Below are 15,464 nucleotides of genomic sequence, written 5' to 3' on the forward strand. Positions count from 1 at the left end.
CTGCCCCTGCCACGGAGTGACGCGCACGGAGACTGTCCCCGATGCCCGTGATGTCCAGGGCACCGCTTAAGCAGGACGTGACCGAAGTGCACGGATGTGTCCCACGGTCGCCGATCCTGCATATGCTCATGGACAAGCTCACTCAGTAAGGCTCGTCACGGGGGACACCCCTGACGGACGGACCTGCCCCGCCCAGACCCCGCGGGACGGTCCGCCTGCGCCTCGGCCGCACCCCAGTAGCCGAGGCGCAGGCGGATTACCCCAGACACCGGCCCCGGATCGCTGAACCCACCTCCCAAGTGGGCGATCCGGGGCCGGTCTTGCGCCGCGGTGTGGGGGAGTGGGAGACAACCGGGAGTCGATCAAGGCAATCTCCTCCCGCGACCTGCGGCCTAATGCCGGATCCTGCCCGATTCTGCCAAGACCAGTCCGGGGCGATCGTGGTCGCGCCCGCACGAGGCATCGCTGCCCCCGGCCCCCTCACCGGCGCGTTCGCCGGGAAGCGCACGTCAAAGACATCGATGTCACCGCGCTTCCGACAGCTTTGGCTATGGATGCGCAAAGCATCAGTTAACGCGGTGGAAAAGGTTGAGTATTAACGTGCAATGCAGGCCGCGAGACGGAGAACCGCAGGTCAAGTCCGGATTCGTGACCGATATGGTCCACCTGCGTTCAGTCGGACGATGCGGTCCACGCACCACTCGCCTACCGGCCGGAACGCTGGTTCCTCCTGCCCAATTGTGAGCGGAGGAAGGTACGACAGTGAGGTGGGACGCGTGCAACTTTCCCCGCACGAACAAGAGCGATTGCTCATCCATGTGGCGGCCGATGTCGCCGAGCGGCGAAGGGGCCGCGGGCTGCGGCTCAACTACCCCGAAGCCGTCGCGCTCATCACCGCGCACATCCTCGAAGGCGCCCGCGACGGCAACAGCGTCGCCGAGCTGATGGCCTCCGGGCGCAAGGTGCTCTCCCGCGACGAGGTCATGGACGGCATCCCCGAGATGATCCACGACGTGCAGGTCGAGGCCACCTTCCCGGACGGCACCAAGCTCGTCACCGTCCACGAGCCCATCGCCTGGCAAGGGGAGCGGATCGCATGATTCCCGGAGAGATCCTCTTCGCCGACGAGCCCGTACGTTTCAACCAGAGCCTCCCGCACATCAGCCTCACCGTGCTGAACGCCGCCGACCGGCCCGTACAGGTCGGCTCCCACTACCACTTCGCCGAGGCCAATCCCGGTCTCGACTTCGACCGCCAGGCCGCGTACGGCAAGCGGCTCGACATCGCCGCCGGCACCGCCGTCCGTTTCGAACCCGGCATCCCCGTCGAGGTCGATCTCGTGCCCATCGCGGGCAAGCGCATCGTCGAGGGCCTGCGCGGCGAGACCGGAGGACCCCTCGATGTCTGAGCTCACCCGCCCCGCCTACGCCGACCTCTTCGGCCCGACCGCGGGCGACCGCATCCGGCTCGCCGACACCGACCTCGTCGTGGAGATCGAGGAGGATCGCTCCGGCGGCCCCGGGCACTCCGGCGACGAAGCGGTCTTCGGCGGCGGCAAGGTGATCCGCGAGTCGATGGGCCAGTCCCGTGCCACCCGTGCCGAGGGCGCCCCCGACACCGTGATCACCGGCGCCGTCGTCCTCGACCACTGGGGCATCGTCAAGGCCGACATCGGCGTGCGCGACGGCCGGATCACCGGCATCGGCAAGGCCGGCAACCCCGACACCATGGACGGCGTCCACCCCGACCTCGTCATCGGCCCCGAGACCGAGATCATCGCCGGCAACGGGAAGATCCTCACCGCCGGAGCCATCGACACCCACGTCCACTTCATCTGCCCGCAGGCCGTGGACGAGGCCCTCGCCTCCGGCATCACCACGCTGGTCGGCGGCGGCACCGGCCCCGCCGAGGGCAGCAAGGCCACCACCATCACCCCCGGCTCCTGGCACCTGGCCCGGATGTTCGAGGCGCTGGAGGCGTACCCGATCAACATCGGGCTGCTCGGCAAGGGCAACACGATGTCGTACGACTCGATGCGCGACCAGCTGCGCGCGGGCGCCGTCGGGTTCAAGGTCCACGAGGACTGGGGCGCGACCCCCGCCGTCATCGACGCCTGCCTCAACGTCTGCGAGGAGAGCGGCGCCCAGCTCGCCATCCACACGGACACCCTCAACGAGGCCGGTTTCGTCGGCGACACCCTCGCCGCCATCGCCGGGCGCTCCATCCACGCGTACCACACCGAGGGCGCGGGCGGCGGGCACGCACCGGACATCATCACCGTGGTCTCCGAGTCCAATGTGCTGCCCAGCTCCACCAACCCCACCCGGCCGCACACCGTCAACACCGTCGAGGAACACCTCGACATGCTGATGGTCTGCCATCACCTCAACCCGGCCGTTCCCGAGGACCTCGCCTTCGCCGAGTCCCGCATCCGGCCCAGCACCATCGCCGCCGAGGACTTCCTGCACGACCTCGGCGCGATCTCGATCCTCTCCTCCGACGCCCAGGCCATGGGCCGCATCGGCGAGGTCGTGCTGCGCACCTGGCAGACCGCGCACGTCATGAAGAAGCGCCGCGGCGCCCTGCCCGGCGACGGCCGCGCCGACAACCACCGCGCGCGCCGGTACGTCGCCAAGTACACGATCAACCCGGCCGCCGCCCAGGGCCTCGACCACGAGATCGGCTCCGTGGAGACCGGCAAGCTCGCCGACCTCGTGCTGTGGGACCCGGTCTTCTTCGGTGTCCGCCCGCAACTCGTCATCAAGGGCGGCCAGATCGCGTACGCGCAGCTCGGCGACGCCAACGCCTCCATCCCCACCCCGCAGCCGATCCTGCCGCGCCCCATGTTCGGCGCCGTCGGCCGGGCCCCGGCCGCAAGCTCCATCAACTTCGTCACCCAGGCGGCGATGGACGACGGGCTCCCGGAGCGGCTCGGCCTCGGCAAGCGGTTCACCCCGATCCGCTCCACCCGCGGTGTCTCCAAGGCCGATATGCGCAACAACGACGCCCGGCCACGCGTCGTGGTCGACCCGGACACCTTCACGGTCACCATCGACGGCGACCCCGTGGAGCCGGCGCCGGCCGACGAACTGCCCATGGCCCAGCGTTACTTCCTGTTCTGACATGGCCGCCGACCCCCTGACGGCCCCGGTCGCCACCATGCCGCTCATCGGCCGCCCGCTCCGCCCCGCCGAGGGCGCGGCGGGGACCGGGCCCGTACGGACCCGGCCGCTGGAGCCCCTCGACGACCGCCGCGCGCGGCCGACGGGGAGCCGCGCCGCCCTGCTCGTCCTCGCCGACGGCCGCTTCCCGGCCGGTGGGCACGCCCACTCCGGCGGGGCCGAACCGGCGGTCAAGTCGGGCCGGATCCGGGACGCCGCCACCCTGGAGGAGTTCTGCCGGGGCAGGCTGCACACCGCCGGGCTCACGGCCGCGGCGCTCGCCGCCGCGGCCGCGGCGGGCCTCGACGCGCTCGACCTCGACGAGGCGGCGGACGCCCGTACCCCCGCGCCCGCGCTGCGTGCCGCCGCCCGCCGGCTCGGCCGGCAGATGATGCGCGCCGCCCGGTCCGCCTGGCCCTCGCCCGAACTGGACGCTCTCGCGGCCGCCCGGCCGCGCGGCGCCCACCAGCCCATCGTGCTCGGCCTCGCGGCCCGCGCCGCCGGGCTCACCCCGCTCGACGCGGCGTACGCGAGCGTCTACGAGGCGGTGAGCGGCCCGGCGACCGCCACGGTGCGGCTGCTGAGCCTCGACCCCTTCGACGCCACCGCCGTACTCGCGCACCTCGCCGGCGACCTGGACCAGGTCGCCGGGGCGGCGGCGGAGGCGGCCGAACGCGCCGTACAGGAGGGCACGGACACGCTGCCCGCGCCGTCCGCGCCGCTGCTCGACATCACCGCCGAACAGCACGCGACCTGGCCCGTACGGCTCTTCGCCTCATGACCGCCTCATGACCATCCACCGCACTGCCTGAACCACTCGCAGAGAACACCAGGAGCGACATGCACCTCGACCACGGCAACGACTTCCCCGAACGCCACACCCACAGCGCCGACGCGCACCGCCCCGACGGCAGTCGGCGCGCGCTGCGCATCGGGCTGGGCGGCCCGGTCGGCACCGGCAAGACCGCCACCGTCGCAGCGCTCTGCCGCGCCCTGCGCGACGAACTCTCCATCGCCGTCGTCACCAACGACATCTACACCCGCGAGGACGCCGAGTTCCTGCTCCGCGAGGCCGTGCTGCCGCCCGAGCGGATCACCGCGGTGGAGACCGGCGCCTGCCCGCACACCGCGATCCGCGACGACATCTCCGCCAACCTGGAGGCCGTCGAGGACCTGGAGGACGAGGTCGGGCCGCTCGACCTCGTCATGGTGGAGTCCGGCGGCGACAACCTCACCGCCACCTTCTCCCGGGGCCTGGTCGACTTCCAGATCTTCGTCATCGACGTCGCGGGCGGCGACGACATCCCGCGCAAGGGCGGCCCCGGCGTCACCACCGCCGACCTCCTCGTGGTCAACAAGACCGACCTCGCCCCGTACGTCGGCGTCGACCTGGAAGGCATGGCGCGCGACGCCAAGGCGCAGCGCGGCGACCTCCCCGTCGCCTTCACCTCCATCAAGGCCGAGGGCGGCGTCAAGCCGGTCTCCGACTGGGTGCGCGAGCGCCTCGCGGCCTGGACCGAGGAGACGGCGGCGGCGTGATCGTCACGAGCGCACGGACCGCCCCGCGCCCAGCGGCCCTCGCGACCGGATACGGCGTACGGGCCGCGGCACGGGTCGTCGCCGTGCCGGACGGGCGCGGCGGCACCAGCCTGCCCGTGCTGGAGGGCGAGGGCCCCTTCGCCCTCCGCCGGCTGCGCTCGGCGGGCTCCGAGGCCCGCGCCTGCCTGGTGGGAGCGATGAGCGCGCCGCTCGGCGGCGACGCGCTCGCGCTCTCGGCCACCGTCGCCGACCGGGCGGCGCTGCGCTTCACCACCACCGCGGCCACCATCGCGCTGCCCGGCCGTACGGGCGACCACGCCACGTACGACACCCGGCTGGAGGTGGGGGAGGGCGCCGTACTGCGCTGGCTCCCCGAGCCGCTGATCTCCGCGGGCGGCAGCGATCTGCGCATGACGACTCGCGTCGATCTCGCGGCCGGTGCCCGTCTGGTCTTCCGCGAGGAGCAGGTGCTCGGCCGTACCGGCGAGCACACCGGGCGGCTCGTCACCCGGCTCACCGTGCGCCGCGCGGGCCGTCCGCTCTTCGACCAGGAACTGGCGTACGGGCCGGGGGCGCCCGGCTGGCAGGGCGGCGCGGTCCTCGGGGGCCACCGGGCGGTCGGCCAACTGATCGTCGTGGATCCGGCCTTCGAGGAACGTCCCGTGGAGCGGACACTCCTGGGCGAAACGGCCGTACTGACCCCCTTGGCGGGCCCCGCCGCTCTGGTCACGGCCGTCGCTCCCGACGCTCTGTGCCTGCGCCGTTACCTGGATGCGGCGGCGAATCTTATGGATTGGTAAAGAAACACCTGTGCGATCTGTCCATACGGGTGGCAGAAGCGAAAGTATTCCCCTCACAGCTTCGTGATCATCGCCGTCCCCCGGAGGCGGCGCACCCAGCAGGGGGAGTTCCTACGTGAGACGTACAGCAATACTCGGCGCGACCGGCACCGTGGTGACCGGCGCGCTGATAGCCGGGTTCATAGCCGCGCCGGCGGCCACCGCCGGTGAGCGCACGCACAGCGGCGCCCGCGAGGCGTACGGCGTGCGGGTGGCCGCGGACAAGGCGGCGAAGTCGGGCATCAAGTGGCAGGACTGCCCGGCCTCCTGGGGCCTGGCGGCCCCCATCCAGTGCGGCTATGTGACGGTCCCCGTCGACTACGCCAAGCCCCACGGGCGCACGATCAAGATCGCCGTGGACCGCGCCCGCGCCACCGGTGACAAGAGCGAGCGCCAGGGCTCCCTCGTCTACAACCCGGGCGGCCCCGGCGGCTCCGGAATGCAGTTCCCCGCCCGGGTCACGAAGAAGAACCCGCTCTGGACGAAGACCTCCAAGGCGTACGACTTCATCGGTTTCGACCCGCGCGGCGTCGGCCACTCCGCCGCCATCTCCTGCGTCGATCCGCAGGAGTTCGTCAAGGCGCCCAAGAGCGACCCGGTGCCCGACAGCGGGGCCGACAAGCGCGCGCAGCGCAAGCTCGCCAAGGAGTACGCGGACGGCTGCAAGGACCGCAGCGGCGCGATGCTCCCGTACATGACGACGCCGAACACCGCCCGCGACCTGGACGTGGTCCGCGCCGCCCTCGGTGAGAAGAAGCTCAACTACCTGGGCGTCTCCTACGGTACGTACCTCGGGGCCGTCTACGGCACGCTCTTCCCGAACCACGTCCGCCGCATGATCGTGGACAGCGTCGTCAACCCGGCGCAGTCCAACATCTGGTACCAGGCCAACCTGGAACAGGACGTGGCCTTCGAGAGCCGCTTCGCCGACTGGAAGACGTGGGTCGCCAAGCACGACTCCGTGTACCACATCGGGAACACCGCGGCGAAGGTCCAGCGCCAGTGGGAGAAGCTGCGGGCCACCGCCAAGAAGAACCCGATCGGCGGGGTCGTCGGCCCGGCCGAGCTCATCGGCTACTTCCAGAAGGCCCCGTACTACGACTCGTACTGGGTCCCGGTCGCCGAGGCCTGGAGCAAGTACCGCGCGGGCGACGAGAAGCCGCTCATCGCGGCCGCCGGACCTGACATGTCCGACACCGCCGGCAACATCGCGTCGGAGAACAGCAACGCCGTCTACACCGCGGTCGAGTGCGCCGACGCCAAGTGGCCGACGAGCTGGAACAAGTGGAACCGCGACAACACCCGGGTCGACAAGAAGGCTCCCTTCATGACCTGGGCGAACGCCTGGATGAACCTGCCCTGCGCCACCTGGGGCGCTCCGCAGCAGACCCCGGTGAACGTCAAGTCCCACAAGAACCTGCCGCCGGTGCTCATCGTGCAGAGCACCCAGGATGCCGCGACCCCGTTCGCGGGCGCCGTCGAGCTGCACAAGCGCTTCAAGAACTCCCGCATGGTCATCGAGAAGGGCGCGGGCTCGCACGGCGTCACCGGTCTGCTGAACCCCTGCATCAACAGCAAGGTGGACGCCTACCTGGTCGACGGCAAGACCGACCCGAAGGACGTGACGTGCACCCCGCACGCCACCCCTGAGCCGAAGGCCGCCGCGGCCAAGTAGCACCCGCCGCGCGCAGTCGAAAGCCGTGCCCCCGCCCCTCTCGAAGAGGTGCGGGGGCACGGTGCGTCCGTACGCGCCTTGGGCCTACAGCGGCTCGACGCCCAGCAGGTGAGCGGTCTTCTCGTAGACCGTGCGGGCGAGTCCGTCGTCCTGGGCCGTACGCGAGGGGGAGACCGGCCGGGACTCGCTGAAGAAGCCGCCGCTGGGCCGCGGGGCGGGCGAGGCCGTGGCGAGCCGGACCGGGGTCCGCACGCCCTCGTCCAGGGAGATGGCGAACGGCCTGAACAGCGGTGCCGTCAGCCGCAACAGGCCGCCCGCGCTGCTGTTGATGGCGGTGCCCTTCACCATGCCGGGGTTGGCGCTGTAGACGCTCATGCCGTCGGGCAGCCGCCGCGCGAGCTCCCGGGCGGCCAGGAGGCTGACGAGTTTGCTGGTCGCGTAGACGTTGATCTGGTGGTGGAAGCCGCCGCCCCACGACCGGCCGGTGACGTCCGGATCGCGGGTGTCGAGCTTTCCGCGCTTCTCCAAGTACGTCGACAGGTTGATGATCCTGGCGTCGGGGGCGAGGCCCCCGTCGGCCAGGAGGGCGTGCGTGAGCAGGAACGGCGCGTGGTGGTTGAGGGCGTACGTCCGCTCGACGCCGTCCACGGTCCGCTCGCGGCGAGCGAACGCGGCCCCGGCGTTGTTGATGAGCACGCCGACCGGGCCGATGTCCGAAGCGAGCGCCTTCGCCAGGTCGCGGACCTGCGACCACTGCTCCAGATCGGCGGTGTACGTCCTGATCGGAGCGGCGCCCCGGCCGGTGGGCGCCAGGCCGCGCAGGCTGTCGGCCGCGGCGGCGGTGCGCGCCGCGTCCCGGCCGACGAGGACGACGCTCTGCCCGGCCTCGCTGAGATGACGCGCCGTCACCAGTCCCAGCCCCGAACCGCCCCCGGTGATCACGGTGGTCGTCGTGGTGCTCATCGCTGCCCCTCACTGTGGTGGTCTTCGGTGGCAGCGGCGGTCTCCGCCGGCCGGGGGCCGTCGGCCACCTCGCGCAGCAGTGCGTGCAGGCGGAGCCTGCTGTCGCGGTCGAGTCGGGCGAAGGGCGAATGCTCGGTGCTGTGCCCGACGACGCGGTCACGCAGCGCGCACCCCTCGTCGGTGAGCTGGACGACCTTGACCCGGCGGTCGGTGGGGTGGGGCACACGGCGGACCAGGCCGCGCTTCTCCAGCCGGTCGATCATCGACGTCGCCGTCGACGCGTCGCACTGGAGGCGATCGGCCAGGCGGCGCGCGGTCATCTCGTGCCCACGGCTCAGCCGCCACAGCACGTCGGTCTGCGTGTCCGTCAGTCCGACCTCGCGCGCGAGGTCCCTCAGCTCGGCGTGCACCTGGGTGCGTACGGCGAACAGGTAGTCGATCAGCTCTTCGTTCAAGCGCGCGTCATCCATGGCCGCACAGTACATGGAAGTTCCAATCATTGGAAGTTCCACATAGATGCTCGTCGGACTGGGGTGGCCTTGCCGGACCGGCAAGAGAAATGGTGCGGCGGCGGAGGGCGGCGCACGGTGTGCCGCATGACCGATGAACAAGTCTCCGGTGAATTTGATGTGATCGTCCTGGGCGGCGGCGTGGCGGGCCTCTCGGGAGCGCTGACCCTGGCGCGCGCCCGGCGGTCCGTCCTGGTCGTGGACTCGGGCGAGCCCCGCAACGCCCCGGCCGCCGCGGCCCACGGCCTGCTGTCCCGCGACGGGGTGGCCCCGCTGGAACTGCTGCGCGCCGGGCGGGACGAAGTGACGCGCTACGGAGGGAAGGTGGTGTCGGCGCGCGCGACGGCCACCCGCCGCACGGCGAAGGGCTTCGCCGTCGAGACGGACGGCGGAGAGGTCTACGGCGCGCGCCGCCTGCTGGTGACGACGGGGTTGGTCGACGAGCTGCCGGCGGTTCCCGGGCTGCGCGAGCGGTGGGGGCGGGACGTCCTGCACTGCCCGTACTGCCACGGCTGGGAGGTGCGCGACACCCCGATCGGAGTGCTGGGGACGAGCGCCGCCTCGGTCCACCAGGCGCTGCTGTTCCACCAGTGGTCGCGGAAGATCACGCTGTTCCTGCACACCGGCCCGGAGCCCGGCGAGGAGCAGTGGGAGCGGCTGGCCGCCCTCGGTATCGACGTCGTGCAGGGGGAGGTGACCGGCCTGGACGTCACGGATGACGCGCTGACCGGTGTGCGGCTGGCCTCCGGACCCTACATTCCCGTGCGATCGCTGGTCGTGGCACCCGAGTTCGTCGCCCGCGGCGAGATCCTGTCGGGCCTGGGGATCGGCGTGGCGGACCACCCCATGGGAGTGGGCACGTACGTACCGTCCGATCCGGGCGGCGCGACCGATGTCCCCGGCGTGTGGGTGGCCGGCAATGTCACCGACGTGATGGGCGGCGTCCCCGCGGCACAGGCCGGTGGTGTGACGGCGGCCGCGGCGATCAACATCGACCTGGTGAACGCCGACGCGGAGGCGGCGGTGGCGCGCCGCCGCGCGGGCGCGGAAGACGTCTTCAGCGCGGCGAACGAGGCGGCGGTCTGCGAGCGGGTGCTGGGTGACCGCCGGCACGGCATCGACTCCCTGTTGCCGGCCACCGCGCCCGACGGGGCCTGAGGGCCTGTGTCATGTCCCCTGTCGGTCCGGCGGCCAGAGGCCGCGCGCCCGGCCGGGGGCATGGCACAGGCCCTCAGGGCCCCGCGGGTCAGGAGGGATGGTCGGGGCGGGCGCGGAGGTGGGCGCGCTCGCCCTGCTTGCCGAAGATGATGAGCAGTTCGACGGGCTGATCATTGTCCGGGCCGAGCCAGTGCGGTACGTGCGTGTCGAACTCCGCCACCTCTCCGGGCGCCAGGGACAGGGACCGCTCGCCCAGGTGCAGCCGCAGCCTCCCGTCGAGCACGTAGACCCACTCGTAGCCCTCGTGCGTGTTCAGTTCGCGCTCGCCGGTGCTGGGACTGATGACGAGCTTGTGCGCGTGCAGCCCGCCCGGCCTGCGGCTCAGCGGCACGAAGGTCATGCTGCCCTGTGTGACCGGCCGCAGATGCACCCGCGGGTCGCCCGTCTCGGGAGCACCCACGAGTTCGTCCAGCGAGACGCTGTACGCACGGGCCAGCGGCAGGAGCAGCTCCAGGTTGGGCTTGCGGCCACCGCCTTCCAGGCGCGAGAGCGTGCTCTCGGAGATGCCGGTGGACTGCGCCACCGCGGCCAGCGTGATGCCGCGCCGCCGGCGCAGTTCCCGAAGCCTGGGGCCGATGGCCGTCAATGACTGTTCGATTCGGTCCATGGCCTCACCTTGCCGAAACGGCATGGCTCTTTGCAACTTTGCCGGATCCGGTCGCACTCTCCAGGCGACGCGAGCGGCCCGCCGCTCGCCGACCCCCTCGACTACCGCTCTGGAGAGCTCTCAATGACCAGCCCCGCCCGGCGCACCGGGACAGCGGCGGACCCGCAGACGCCGGATCCGCAGGCACCGGACTCGTACGCAACGGATCCGCAGACGCCGGACCCGCGCAGATGGATGGCGCTGACCGTGGCGTCGGTCGCGACACTGATGGTCGTCCTCGACGTGTCCATCGTGAACATCGCCCTGCCGCAGGCCCAGAGCGATCTGGGCATGAGCGACGCGAACCGTCAGTGGATGATCACCGCCTACGCCCTGGCCTTCGGCGGCCTGCTCCTGCTCGGCGGCCGCATCGCCGACTTCGCCGGCCGCAAACGGACCCTGCTCATCGGCCTCGTCGGATTCGCGGCGGCGTCCATGCTCGGCGGCGTCGCACCCGATCCGGTCACCCTGTTCGCCGCACGCGCCCTGCAAGGCGGCTTCGCCGCGCTCCTGGCGCCCGCGGCGCTCTCCATCGTCACCGTCGCCTTCACCGACGAGAAGGAACGCGCCAAAGCCTTCGGGATCTTCGGAGCCTTCCAGGGCGGCGGAGGCGCGGTCGGTCTCCTGCTCGGCGGTGTCCTCACCGAGTACGCCGGCTGGCGCTGGTGCATGTACATCAACATCCCCATCGCCCTGGTGGCGGCGCTGGCCGCCCGGCGCTTCGTCCGCGAGAGCCGCGCCGCCGTCGACCGCCACTACGACATCCCCGGCGCCGTCCTCGTGACCGGCGGCCTGGTCGCCCTCGTCTACGGCTTCGCCCAGGCCGCCGACGGCGACGGCTGGACGGCCCCCGCGACCCTGCTGCTCCTGGCCGCGGCCGTACTCCTCCTCGCCGCCTTCGTCGTCGTCGAACGCCGCACCGCACACCCCCTGCTGCCCCTGCGAGTGGTCCTCGAACGCAACCGCGCCGGGGTGTTCCTGGGCAATCTCCTGCTCGGCGCCGGCATGTTCGGCATGAACCTCTTCATGACCTACTTCCTCCAGGTCAACCTCGGCTATACGCCCTTGCAGGCCGGTTGCGCGTTCCTGCCGTTCAGCGTCGGCATCATCGCCACCACCACGCTGGCCGCGCCCCTCGTCACCCGTCTCGGCCCCAAGGCGCTGATGGTCGGCGGCACGGCGCTGGCCACGGCGGGCATGTTCTGGCTCACCCGCCTGGACGCCGGCTCCGGCTACACGGGCGAAGTCCTGCCGACCCAGATCCTGGTCAGCGTGGGCGTGGGGCTGTTCTTCCTCGCCGGACCCAACGTGGCCCTGTCCGCCGTCGACCCGCGCGACGCCGGTGTCGCCAGCGCGGCGCTGAGCACCAGCCAGCAGATCGGCGCGGCCCTCGGCCCGGCCCTGCTCAACACCCTCTACATCTCCGCTGTCGGCGGCTACCTCGCCGCCCGCCCGGCGAGTACGGGCGGGATCCCGCACGCCGTGCGGATGGAGGCGTTCCTTCACGGCTACCGCGTCGCGTTCATCGTCGCCGGCGCGCTCCTGGCCGCCGCGTTCCTCGTCCTCGCCGTCCTGGTGAAGACCGCCCGGAAGCCCGCCGCCGACGCGCGGCCCGGCGCGGGACAGCATCTCGCCTGACGCGGAACCACAACCACCACCGCACAACGTCCGCACCACTCCGGTGCGTTCGCCGACGCGTGCATCAACCCATCCATCAACGCACCCACCAATGCACCCATCAACACAGAAGGAGCAACAACCCCTCATGTCGGACCTCTTCGAGCCGGTGACCGTCGGCAAGTGGAACCTGAACAACCGCGTCGCCATGGCCCCCATGACCCGCAACCGGGCCACCCCCGACGGCCTGCCCACCGACCTCATGACCACGTACTACGGGCAGCGCGCCACCGCCGGTCTGATCATCACCGAGGGCGTGCAGCCCAGTGCGGCGGGCCAGGGCTATATGAACTCACCCGGCCTGCACACCCCCGCGCAGATCGAGGGCTGGCGCGCCGTCGCCGACGCGGTGCATCGCGGCGGCGGCCGCGTCGTCGCGCAGCTCATGCACGCGGGGCGCATCTCGCACCCCGACAACAAGCACCGGGCCGAAACCGTCGCCCCCAGCGCGATCGCCGCACCGGGCGAGATGTTCACCGCCGCGGGCCGCCGGCCCCACCCGACGCCCCGCGCACTGGGCACCGGGGAAATCCCCTCCGTCGTAGAGGAGTACGCACAGGCCGCCCGCGCCGCGATCGACGCCGGCCTCGACGGTGTCGAACTGCACGGGGCCAACGGCTACCTCCTCCACCAGTTCCTCGCCCCCTCCACCAACCACCGCACCGACGCGTACGGCGGCACCCCGCAGGCCCGCGCGCGCTTCGTCATCGAGGTCGCCCAGGGCGTGGCCGACGCCATCGGCAGCGAACGGGTCGGCATCCGCGTCTCGCCCGCCATCAACCTCCACGGGGCCCTGGAGGACGACGCGACGGACACCGCCGTCACGTACCGGACGCTCGTCGACGAGCTCTCCGCCATGGGCCTGGCCTATCTGCACACGATCGGCGCCCCCGAGACCCCGCTGCTGAGGGACCTCGCCGACCGCTTCGGGGGCTCCCGCATCGTCAGCAACGGCTGGGACCCCGTCACCGACGTGACCGCCGCCCGCGACCTCGTCGAGAGCGGCCGGGCCGACCTCGTCGCCGTCGGGCGGGCCTTCATCGCCAACCCCGACCTCATCCACCGCTGGCGTACCGGGGCGGCGCTGAACGAGCCCGACGGCACCACCTTCTACGGCGGCGACCACCGCGGCTACACCGACTACCCGTTCCTGCCCGCGAACGCGGGCTGAGGCCCGGCACCTGGTCCACACGCCGTGCCCCGGACCCGCGACGGGTCCGGGGCACGGCGGTGCGGCGTCCGGTCAGCGCATGAGGGCGCCGCCGTTGATGTCGTACGTCGCGCCGGTGATGAAGGAGTCCTCGGCGGAGAGGAAGACAGCGAGGCGGGCGACGTCCTCCGGGGCGGCGATGCGGCCGAGCGGCACCTGGGCGGTCATCTCGGCGAGGGTCTCGGGGGAGACGGAGCGGACCATGGGGGTGTCGATCATCGCGGGCGCGACGGCGTTGACGTTGATGCCGTGGGGGGCCAGTTCGGCGGCGAAGACGCGCGTCAGCGAGATCAGGCCCGCCTTGGTCGTGCCGTAGGCGGCGCCGGTGGGCCGGGGCGCCTGGCCCGCGATGGAGGACATGTTGACGATGCGCCCGAACCCCCGCTCGCGCATGTCGGCGGCGACCATGCGCGTGAGGAAGAACGCGGCCCGCAGATTGACCGCGAACACGTCGTCCCACTCCTCGGGAGTGATGTCCCAGAGCGACTTGACCAGCGGCCGGGCCGCGTTGTTGACGAGTACGTCCACCGGGCCCCACGCGCTCGCGGCGCGGTAGCCGGCGGCCAGGGCGTCGAGGTCGCGCAGATCGGTGTGGACGGCGAGGACGCGGTCGCCGCTGGGGTCCAGCTCGGCGGCCAGGGCGCGGTTGCGCTCGTCGTCGACGTCGAGCGCCGCGACCCGCGCGCCCTCGTCGAAGTACGCGCGCACCAGGGCGGCCCCGAGCCCTTGGGCGGAACCGGTGATCAGGACGGTGCGTCCGGCGAGGCCGGTGGAGAGCATGGGGCGGGACCTTTCGGGAGCTGTGCGATGGAAGAGGGGGAGCGGGGGAGAGGGGTCTCACGCGGTCGATCTGCGTGGAGCCGGGCCGCGCGTGCGGTGGAGCGCGGTTGCTTACGGGCGCGGGCGCGCGGGGCGCGTCAGCGCGTGCCGAAGAACAGCGGGCGGCCGACCCTCGCCTCGACGCGCAGATAGCGCCAGAGTCGGCTCTCGCCGACCGGCGTCTCGCGGACGATGCCGCAGACCTTGATGGCGGTGGCCATGTCGGGCACGTCGGCGAGGATGTAGGACGTCCAGGGCCAGCCGGGCGTCGCGCCGACCATCAGCTGGTCGTCGTCGAGGGTGCCGAGCACCGTGACGCCGAAGCGCTCGGCGAGCCGGTCGAAGGCGGGCGTGATCGCGGCGGCCACCTCGGCGCGCTCGTCGTCGCCGGCGTTGAAGAACTCCTGGGTGACGGCGATGCAGAAGAGCGTCCGCAGCGGCGCGCCGCCGCCGTCCTGCTCCGGCCCGACGGCCGCGGGCGCTGGGGTGGGGGAGGCGTCGGTGGTGTCGTGCACGGCGGTCTTCCGTCTCTGTGAGGAGCGCTCCGCGGGAGCGCTCTGCGGGGGTGGCGGTGTGCCCGGCGGTGCGGCTCGGGGCATGGGTGTGCCGCGGGGCACAGCGTTGCACCGCCGGAACATTTACAGGATCATCGAAATGACAATCCGTACGCTAACACTCAGTTTGAGAGATCTCTAAATGTCTCCCTCTGTGCGCACCCCCACCGCGCCGCCCGCCGACTCGCCGCCGGCCGACGCCGATCAGCCGGACGCCGCCGACCTCTGCCTCGGCGGTCTGCTCCAGGCGTTCAGCGAGCCCCTGCGTCAGCTGATCGTCCGGCGGCTGGCCGTGGAGGCGGAGGTGGGGTGCGGCGACATCGAGCTGCCCGTCACGCGGGCCACCGGCTCGTACCACTTCCGGATCCTGCGCCAGGCGGGCTGGACCCACACGCGGCGGATCGGGCGCGAGCGCTATATCTCCCTGCGGAGCGCGGACATCGAGGAGCGCTTCCCCGGTCTGCTGCCGGCGCTGCTCCGGGCGGCGGAGGCGGACGAGGTGCGGAGGGACGCCAAGGTCCGCGGGTGAGGCGGCGCCAGTGGGGGGCGAGCGGAGGTGATCCTCCGGCCCGGAGGGCCGCCGTGGCGCGTTCGCCGCCTTGCCGCTCCACAGTGTCGCGATATAGCGTGAGTGTGCCGTTGGGTCCGTACCGT

Annotated in this window: 16 protein-coding genes; 11 read left to right on the forward strand and 5 right to left on the reverse strand. The window is 72.0% G+C overall.

The annotated features are described in order from the left end of the window. The first annotated feature begins 776 nt into the window (after window positions 1-776). The 7 genes from AC07AB_RS12620 to AC07AB_RS12650 all read left to right on the forward strand — a co-directional run bounded on the left by AC07AB_RS12620 (window position 777) and on the right by AC07AB_RS12650 (window position 7,214). Complete coding sequence (locus AC07AB_RS12620; protein WP_478564401.1) at window positions 777-1,100, forward strand: urease subunit gamma; 324 nt, start codon at window positions 777-779, stop codon at window positions 1,098-1,100. Beyond that, a complete protein-coding gene (locus AC07AB_RS12625) occupies window positions 1,097-1,408 on the forward strand; it encodes an urease subunit beta (RefSeq protein WP_478564404.1) in 312 nt (103 codons plus the stop codon). Before AC07AB_RS12620 ends, AC07AB_RS12625 begins: the two co-directional genes overlap by 4 nt. Beyond that, window positions 1,401-3,122 (forward strand): urease subunit alpha, encoded by a 1,722-nt coding sequence (locus tag AC07AB_RS12630; protein ID WP_478564407.1) that lies wholly within the window; start codon window positions 1,401-1,403, stop codon window positions 3,120-3,122. Before AC07AB_RS12625 ends, AC07AB_RS12630 begins: the two co-directional genes overlap by 8 nt. A gap of 1 nt (window position 3,123) precedes the next feature. Continuing rightward, on the forward strand, window positions 3,124-3,942 hold the full coding sequence (locus AC07AB_RS12635) for an urease accessory protein UreF (protein WP_478564410.1): 819 nt from the start codon (window positions 3,124-3,126) through the stop codon (window positions 3,940-3,942). 59 nt (window positions 3,943-4,001) lie between these two features. Then, complete coding sequence (ureG, locus tag AC07AB_RS12640; protein WP_478564413.1) at window positions 4,002-4,700, forward strand: urease accessory protein UreG; 699 nt, start codon at window positions 4,002-4,004, stop codon at window positions 4,698-4,700. Then, the gene (locus AC07AB_RS12645) at window positions 4,697-5,500 is read left to right on the forward strand and encodes an urease accessory protein UreD (protein WP_478564416.1); all 804 of its coding nucleotides are present in this window, start codon (window positions 4,697-4,699) and stop codon (window positions 5,498-5,500) included. The genes ureG and AC07AB_RS12645 overlap by 4 nt, the downstream gene beginning before the upstream one ends. A gap of 115 nt (window positions 5,501-5,615) precedes the next feature. Continuing rightward, the gene (locus tag AC07AB_RS12650) at window positions 5,616-7,214 is read left to right on the forward strand and encodes an alpha/beta hydrolase (protein ID WP_478564419.1); all 1,599 of its coding nucleotides are present in this window, start codon (window positions 5,616-5,618) and stop codon (window positions 7,212-7,214) included. An 84-nt stretch (window positions 7,215-7,298) separates the two neighbouring features. On the opposite strand, the gene AC07AB_RS12655 is transcribed toward AC07AB_RS12650, so the two are convergent. Together AC07AB_RS12655 and AC07AB_RS12660 are read right to left on the reverse strand one after the other, a co-directional pair. Then, entirely contained in the window at window positions 7,299-8,177 is an 879-nt protein-coding gene (locus AC07AB_RS12655) for an SDR family NAD(P)-dependent oxidoreductase (protein WP_478564422.1), read from the reverse strand. Continuing rightward, complete coding sequence (locus tag AC07AB_RS12660) at window positions 8,174-8,647, reverse strand: MarR family winged helix-turn-helix transcriptional regulator (protein ID WP_478564425.1); 474 nt, start codon at window positions 8,645-8,647, stop codon at window positions 8,174-8,176. The genes AC07AB_RS12655 and AC07AB_RS12660 overlap by 4 nt, the downstream gene beginning before the upstream one ends. A gap of 126 nt (window positions 8,648-8,773) precedes the next feature. Between AC07AB_RS12660 and AC07AB_RS12665 the strand changes: the two genes are divergently transcribed. Beyond that, window positions 8,774-9,844: an NAD(P)/FAD-dependent oxidoreductase gene (locus AC07AB_RS12665; RefSeq protein WP_478564428.1), complete on the forward strand. Its 1,071-nt coding sequence runs from the start codon at window positions 8,774-8,776 to the stop codon at window positions 9,842-9,844. Between the two features lie 88 nt (window positions 9,845-9,932). On the opposite strand, the gene AC07AB_RS12670 is transcribed toward AC07AB_RS12665, so the two are convergent. Continuing rightward, on the reverse strand, window positions 9,933-10,511 hold the full coding sequence (locus AC07AB_RS12670; protein ID WP_478564431.1) for a helix-turn-helix domain-containing protein: 579 nt from the start codon (window positions 10,509-10,511) through the stop codon (window positions 9,933-9,935). 123 nt (window positions 10,512-10,634) lie between these two features. On the opposite strand from AC07AB_RS12670, the gene AC07AB_RS12675 reads away from it, so the two are divergent. Beyond that, window positions 10,635-12,188, forward strand: a complete 1,554-nt coding sequence (locus tag AC07AB_RS12675; RefSeq protein ID WP_478564434.1) for an MFS transporter — start codon at window positions 10,635-10,637, stop codon at window positions 12,186-12,188. A 127-nt stretch (window positions 12,189-12,315) separates the two neighbouring features. After that, window positions 12,316-13,398 carry an alkene reductase gene (locus tag AC07AB_RS12680; protein WP_478564437.1) on the forward strand — a complete coding sequence of 361 codons (1,083 nt, stop codon included), beginning with the start codon at window positions 12,316-12,318 and terminating at the stop codon, window positions 13,396-13,398. Window positions 13,399-13,470: 72 nt separating this feature from the next. Here AC07AB_RS12680 and AC07AB_RS12685 read toward each other — a convergent pair whose 3' ends face one another. Then, window positions 13,471-14,217, reverse strand: a complete 747-nt coding sequence (locus tag AC07AB_RS12685; protein ID WP_478564440.1) for an SDR family NAD(P)-dependent oxidoreductase — start codon at window positions 14,215-14,217, stop codon at window positions 13,471-13,473. Between the two features lie 137 nt (window positions 14,218-14,354). After that, a complete protein-coding gene (locus AC07AB_RS12690; protein ID WP_478564443.1) occupies window positions 14,355-14,771 on the reverse strand; it encodes a hypothetical protein in 417 nt (138 codons plus the stop codon). A gap of 181 nt (window positions 14,772-14,952) precedes the next feature. On the opposite strand from AC07AB_RS12690, the gene AC07AB_RS12695 reads away from it, so the two are divergent. Next, window positions 14,953-15,339: an ArsR/SmtB family transcription factor gene (locus AC07AB_RS12695; RefSeq protein WP_478564446.1), complete on the forward strand. Its 387-nt coding sequence runs from the start codon at window positions 14,953-14,955 to the stop codon at window positions 15,337-15,339. The last annotated feature ends 125 nt before the right edge of the window (window positions 15,340-15,464 follow it).

It is taken from the genome of Streptomyces sp. NPDC044033 (assembly GCF_056434425.1).

What these genes read in the sequence shown, in the direction of transcription:
- AC07AB_RS12665 (WP_478564428.1), top strand. Translation starts at nt 8,774, where the DNA reads ATGACCGATGAACAAGTCTCCGGTGAATTTGATGTGATCGTCCTGGGC.
- AC07AB_RS12655 (WP_478564422.1), bottom strand. Translation starts at nt 8,177, where the DNA reads ATGAGCACCACGACGACCACCGTGATCACCGGGGGCGGTTCGGGGCTG.
- AC07AB_RS12630 (WP_478564407.1), top strand. Translation starts at nt 1,401, where the DNA reads ATGTCTGAGCTCACCCGCCCCGCCTACGCCGACCTCTTCGGCCCGACC.
- AC07AB_RS12635 (WP_478564410.1), top strand. Translation starts at nt 3,124, where the DNA reads ATGGCCGCCGACCCCCTGACGGCCCCGGTCGCCACCATGCCGCTCATC.
- AC07AB_RS12695 (WP_478564446.1), top strand. Translation starts at nt 14,953, where the DNA reads ATGTCTCCCTCTGTGCGCACCCCCACCGCGCCGCCCGCCGACTCGCCG.
- AC07AB_RS12675 (WP_478564434.1), top strand. Translation starts at nt 10,635, where the DNA reads ATGACCAGCCCCGCCCGGCGCACCGGGACAGCGGCGGACCCGCAGACG.
- AC07AB_RS12660 (WP_478564425.1), bottom strand. Translation starts at nt 8,647, where the DNA reads ATGGATGACGCGCGCTTGAACGAAGAGCTGATCGACTACCTGTTCGCC.
- AC07AB_RS12685 (WP_478564440.1), bottom strand. Translation starts at nt 14,217, where the DNA reads ATGCTCTCCACCGGCCTCGCCGGACGCACCGTCCTGATCACCGGTTCC.
- AC07AB_RS12680 (WP_478564437.1), top strand. Translation starts at nt 12,316, where the DNA reads ATGTCGGACCTCTTCGAGCCGGTGACCGTCGGCAAGTGGAACCTGAAC.
- ureG (WP_478564413.1), top strand. Translation starts at nt 4,002, where the DNA reads ATGCACCTCGACCACGGCAACGACTTCCCCGAACGCCACACCCACAGC.
- AC07AB_RS12625 (WP_478564404.1), top strand. Translation starts at nt 1,097, where the DNA reads ATGATTCCCGGAGAGATCCTCTTCGCCGACGAGCCCGTACGTTTCAAC.
- AC07AB_RS12670 (WP_478564431.1), bottom strand. Translation starts at nt 10,511, where the DNA reads ATGGACCGAATCGAACAGTCATTGACGGCCATCGGCCCCAGGCTTCGG.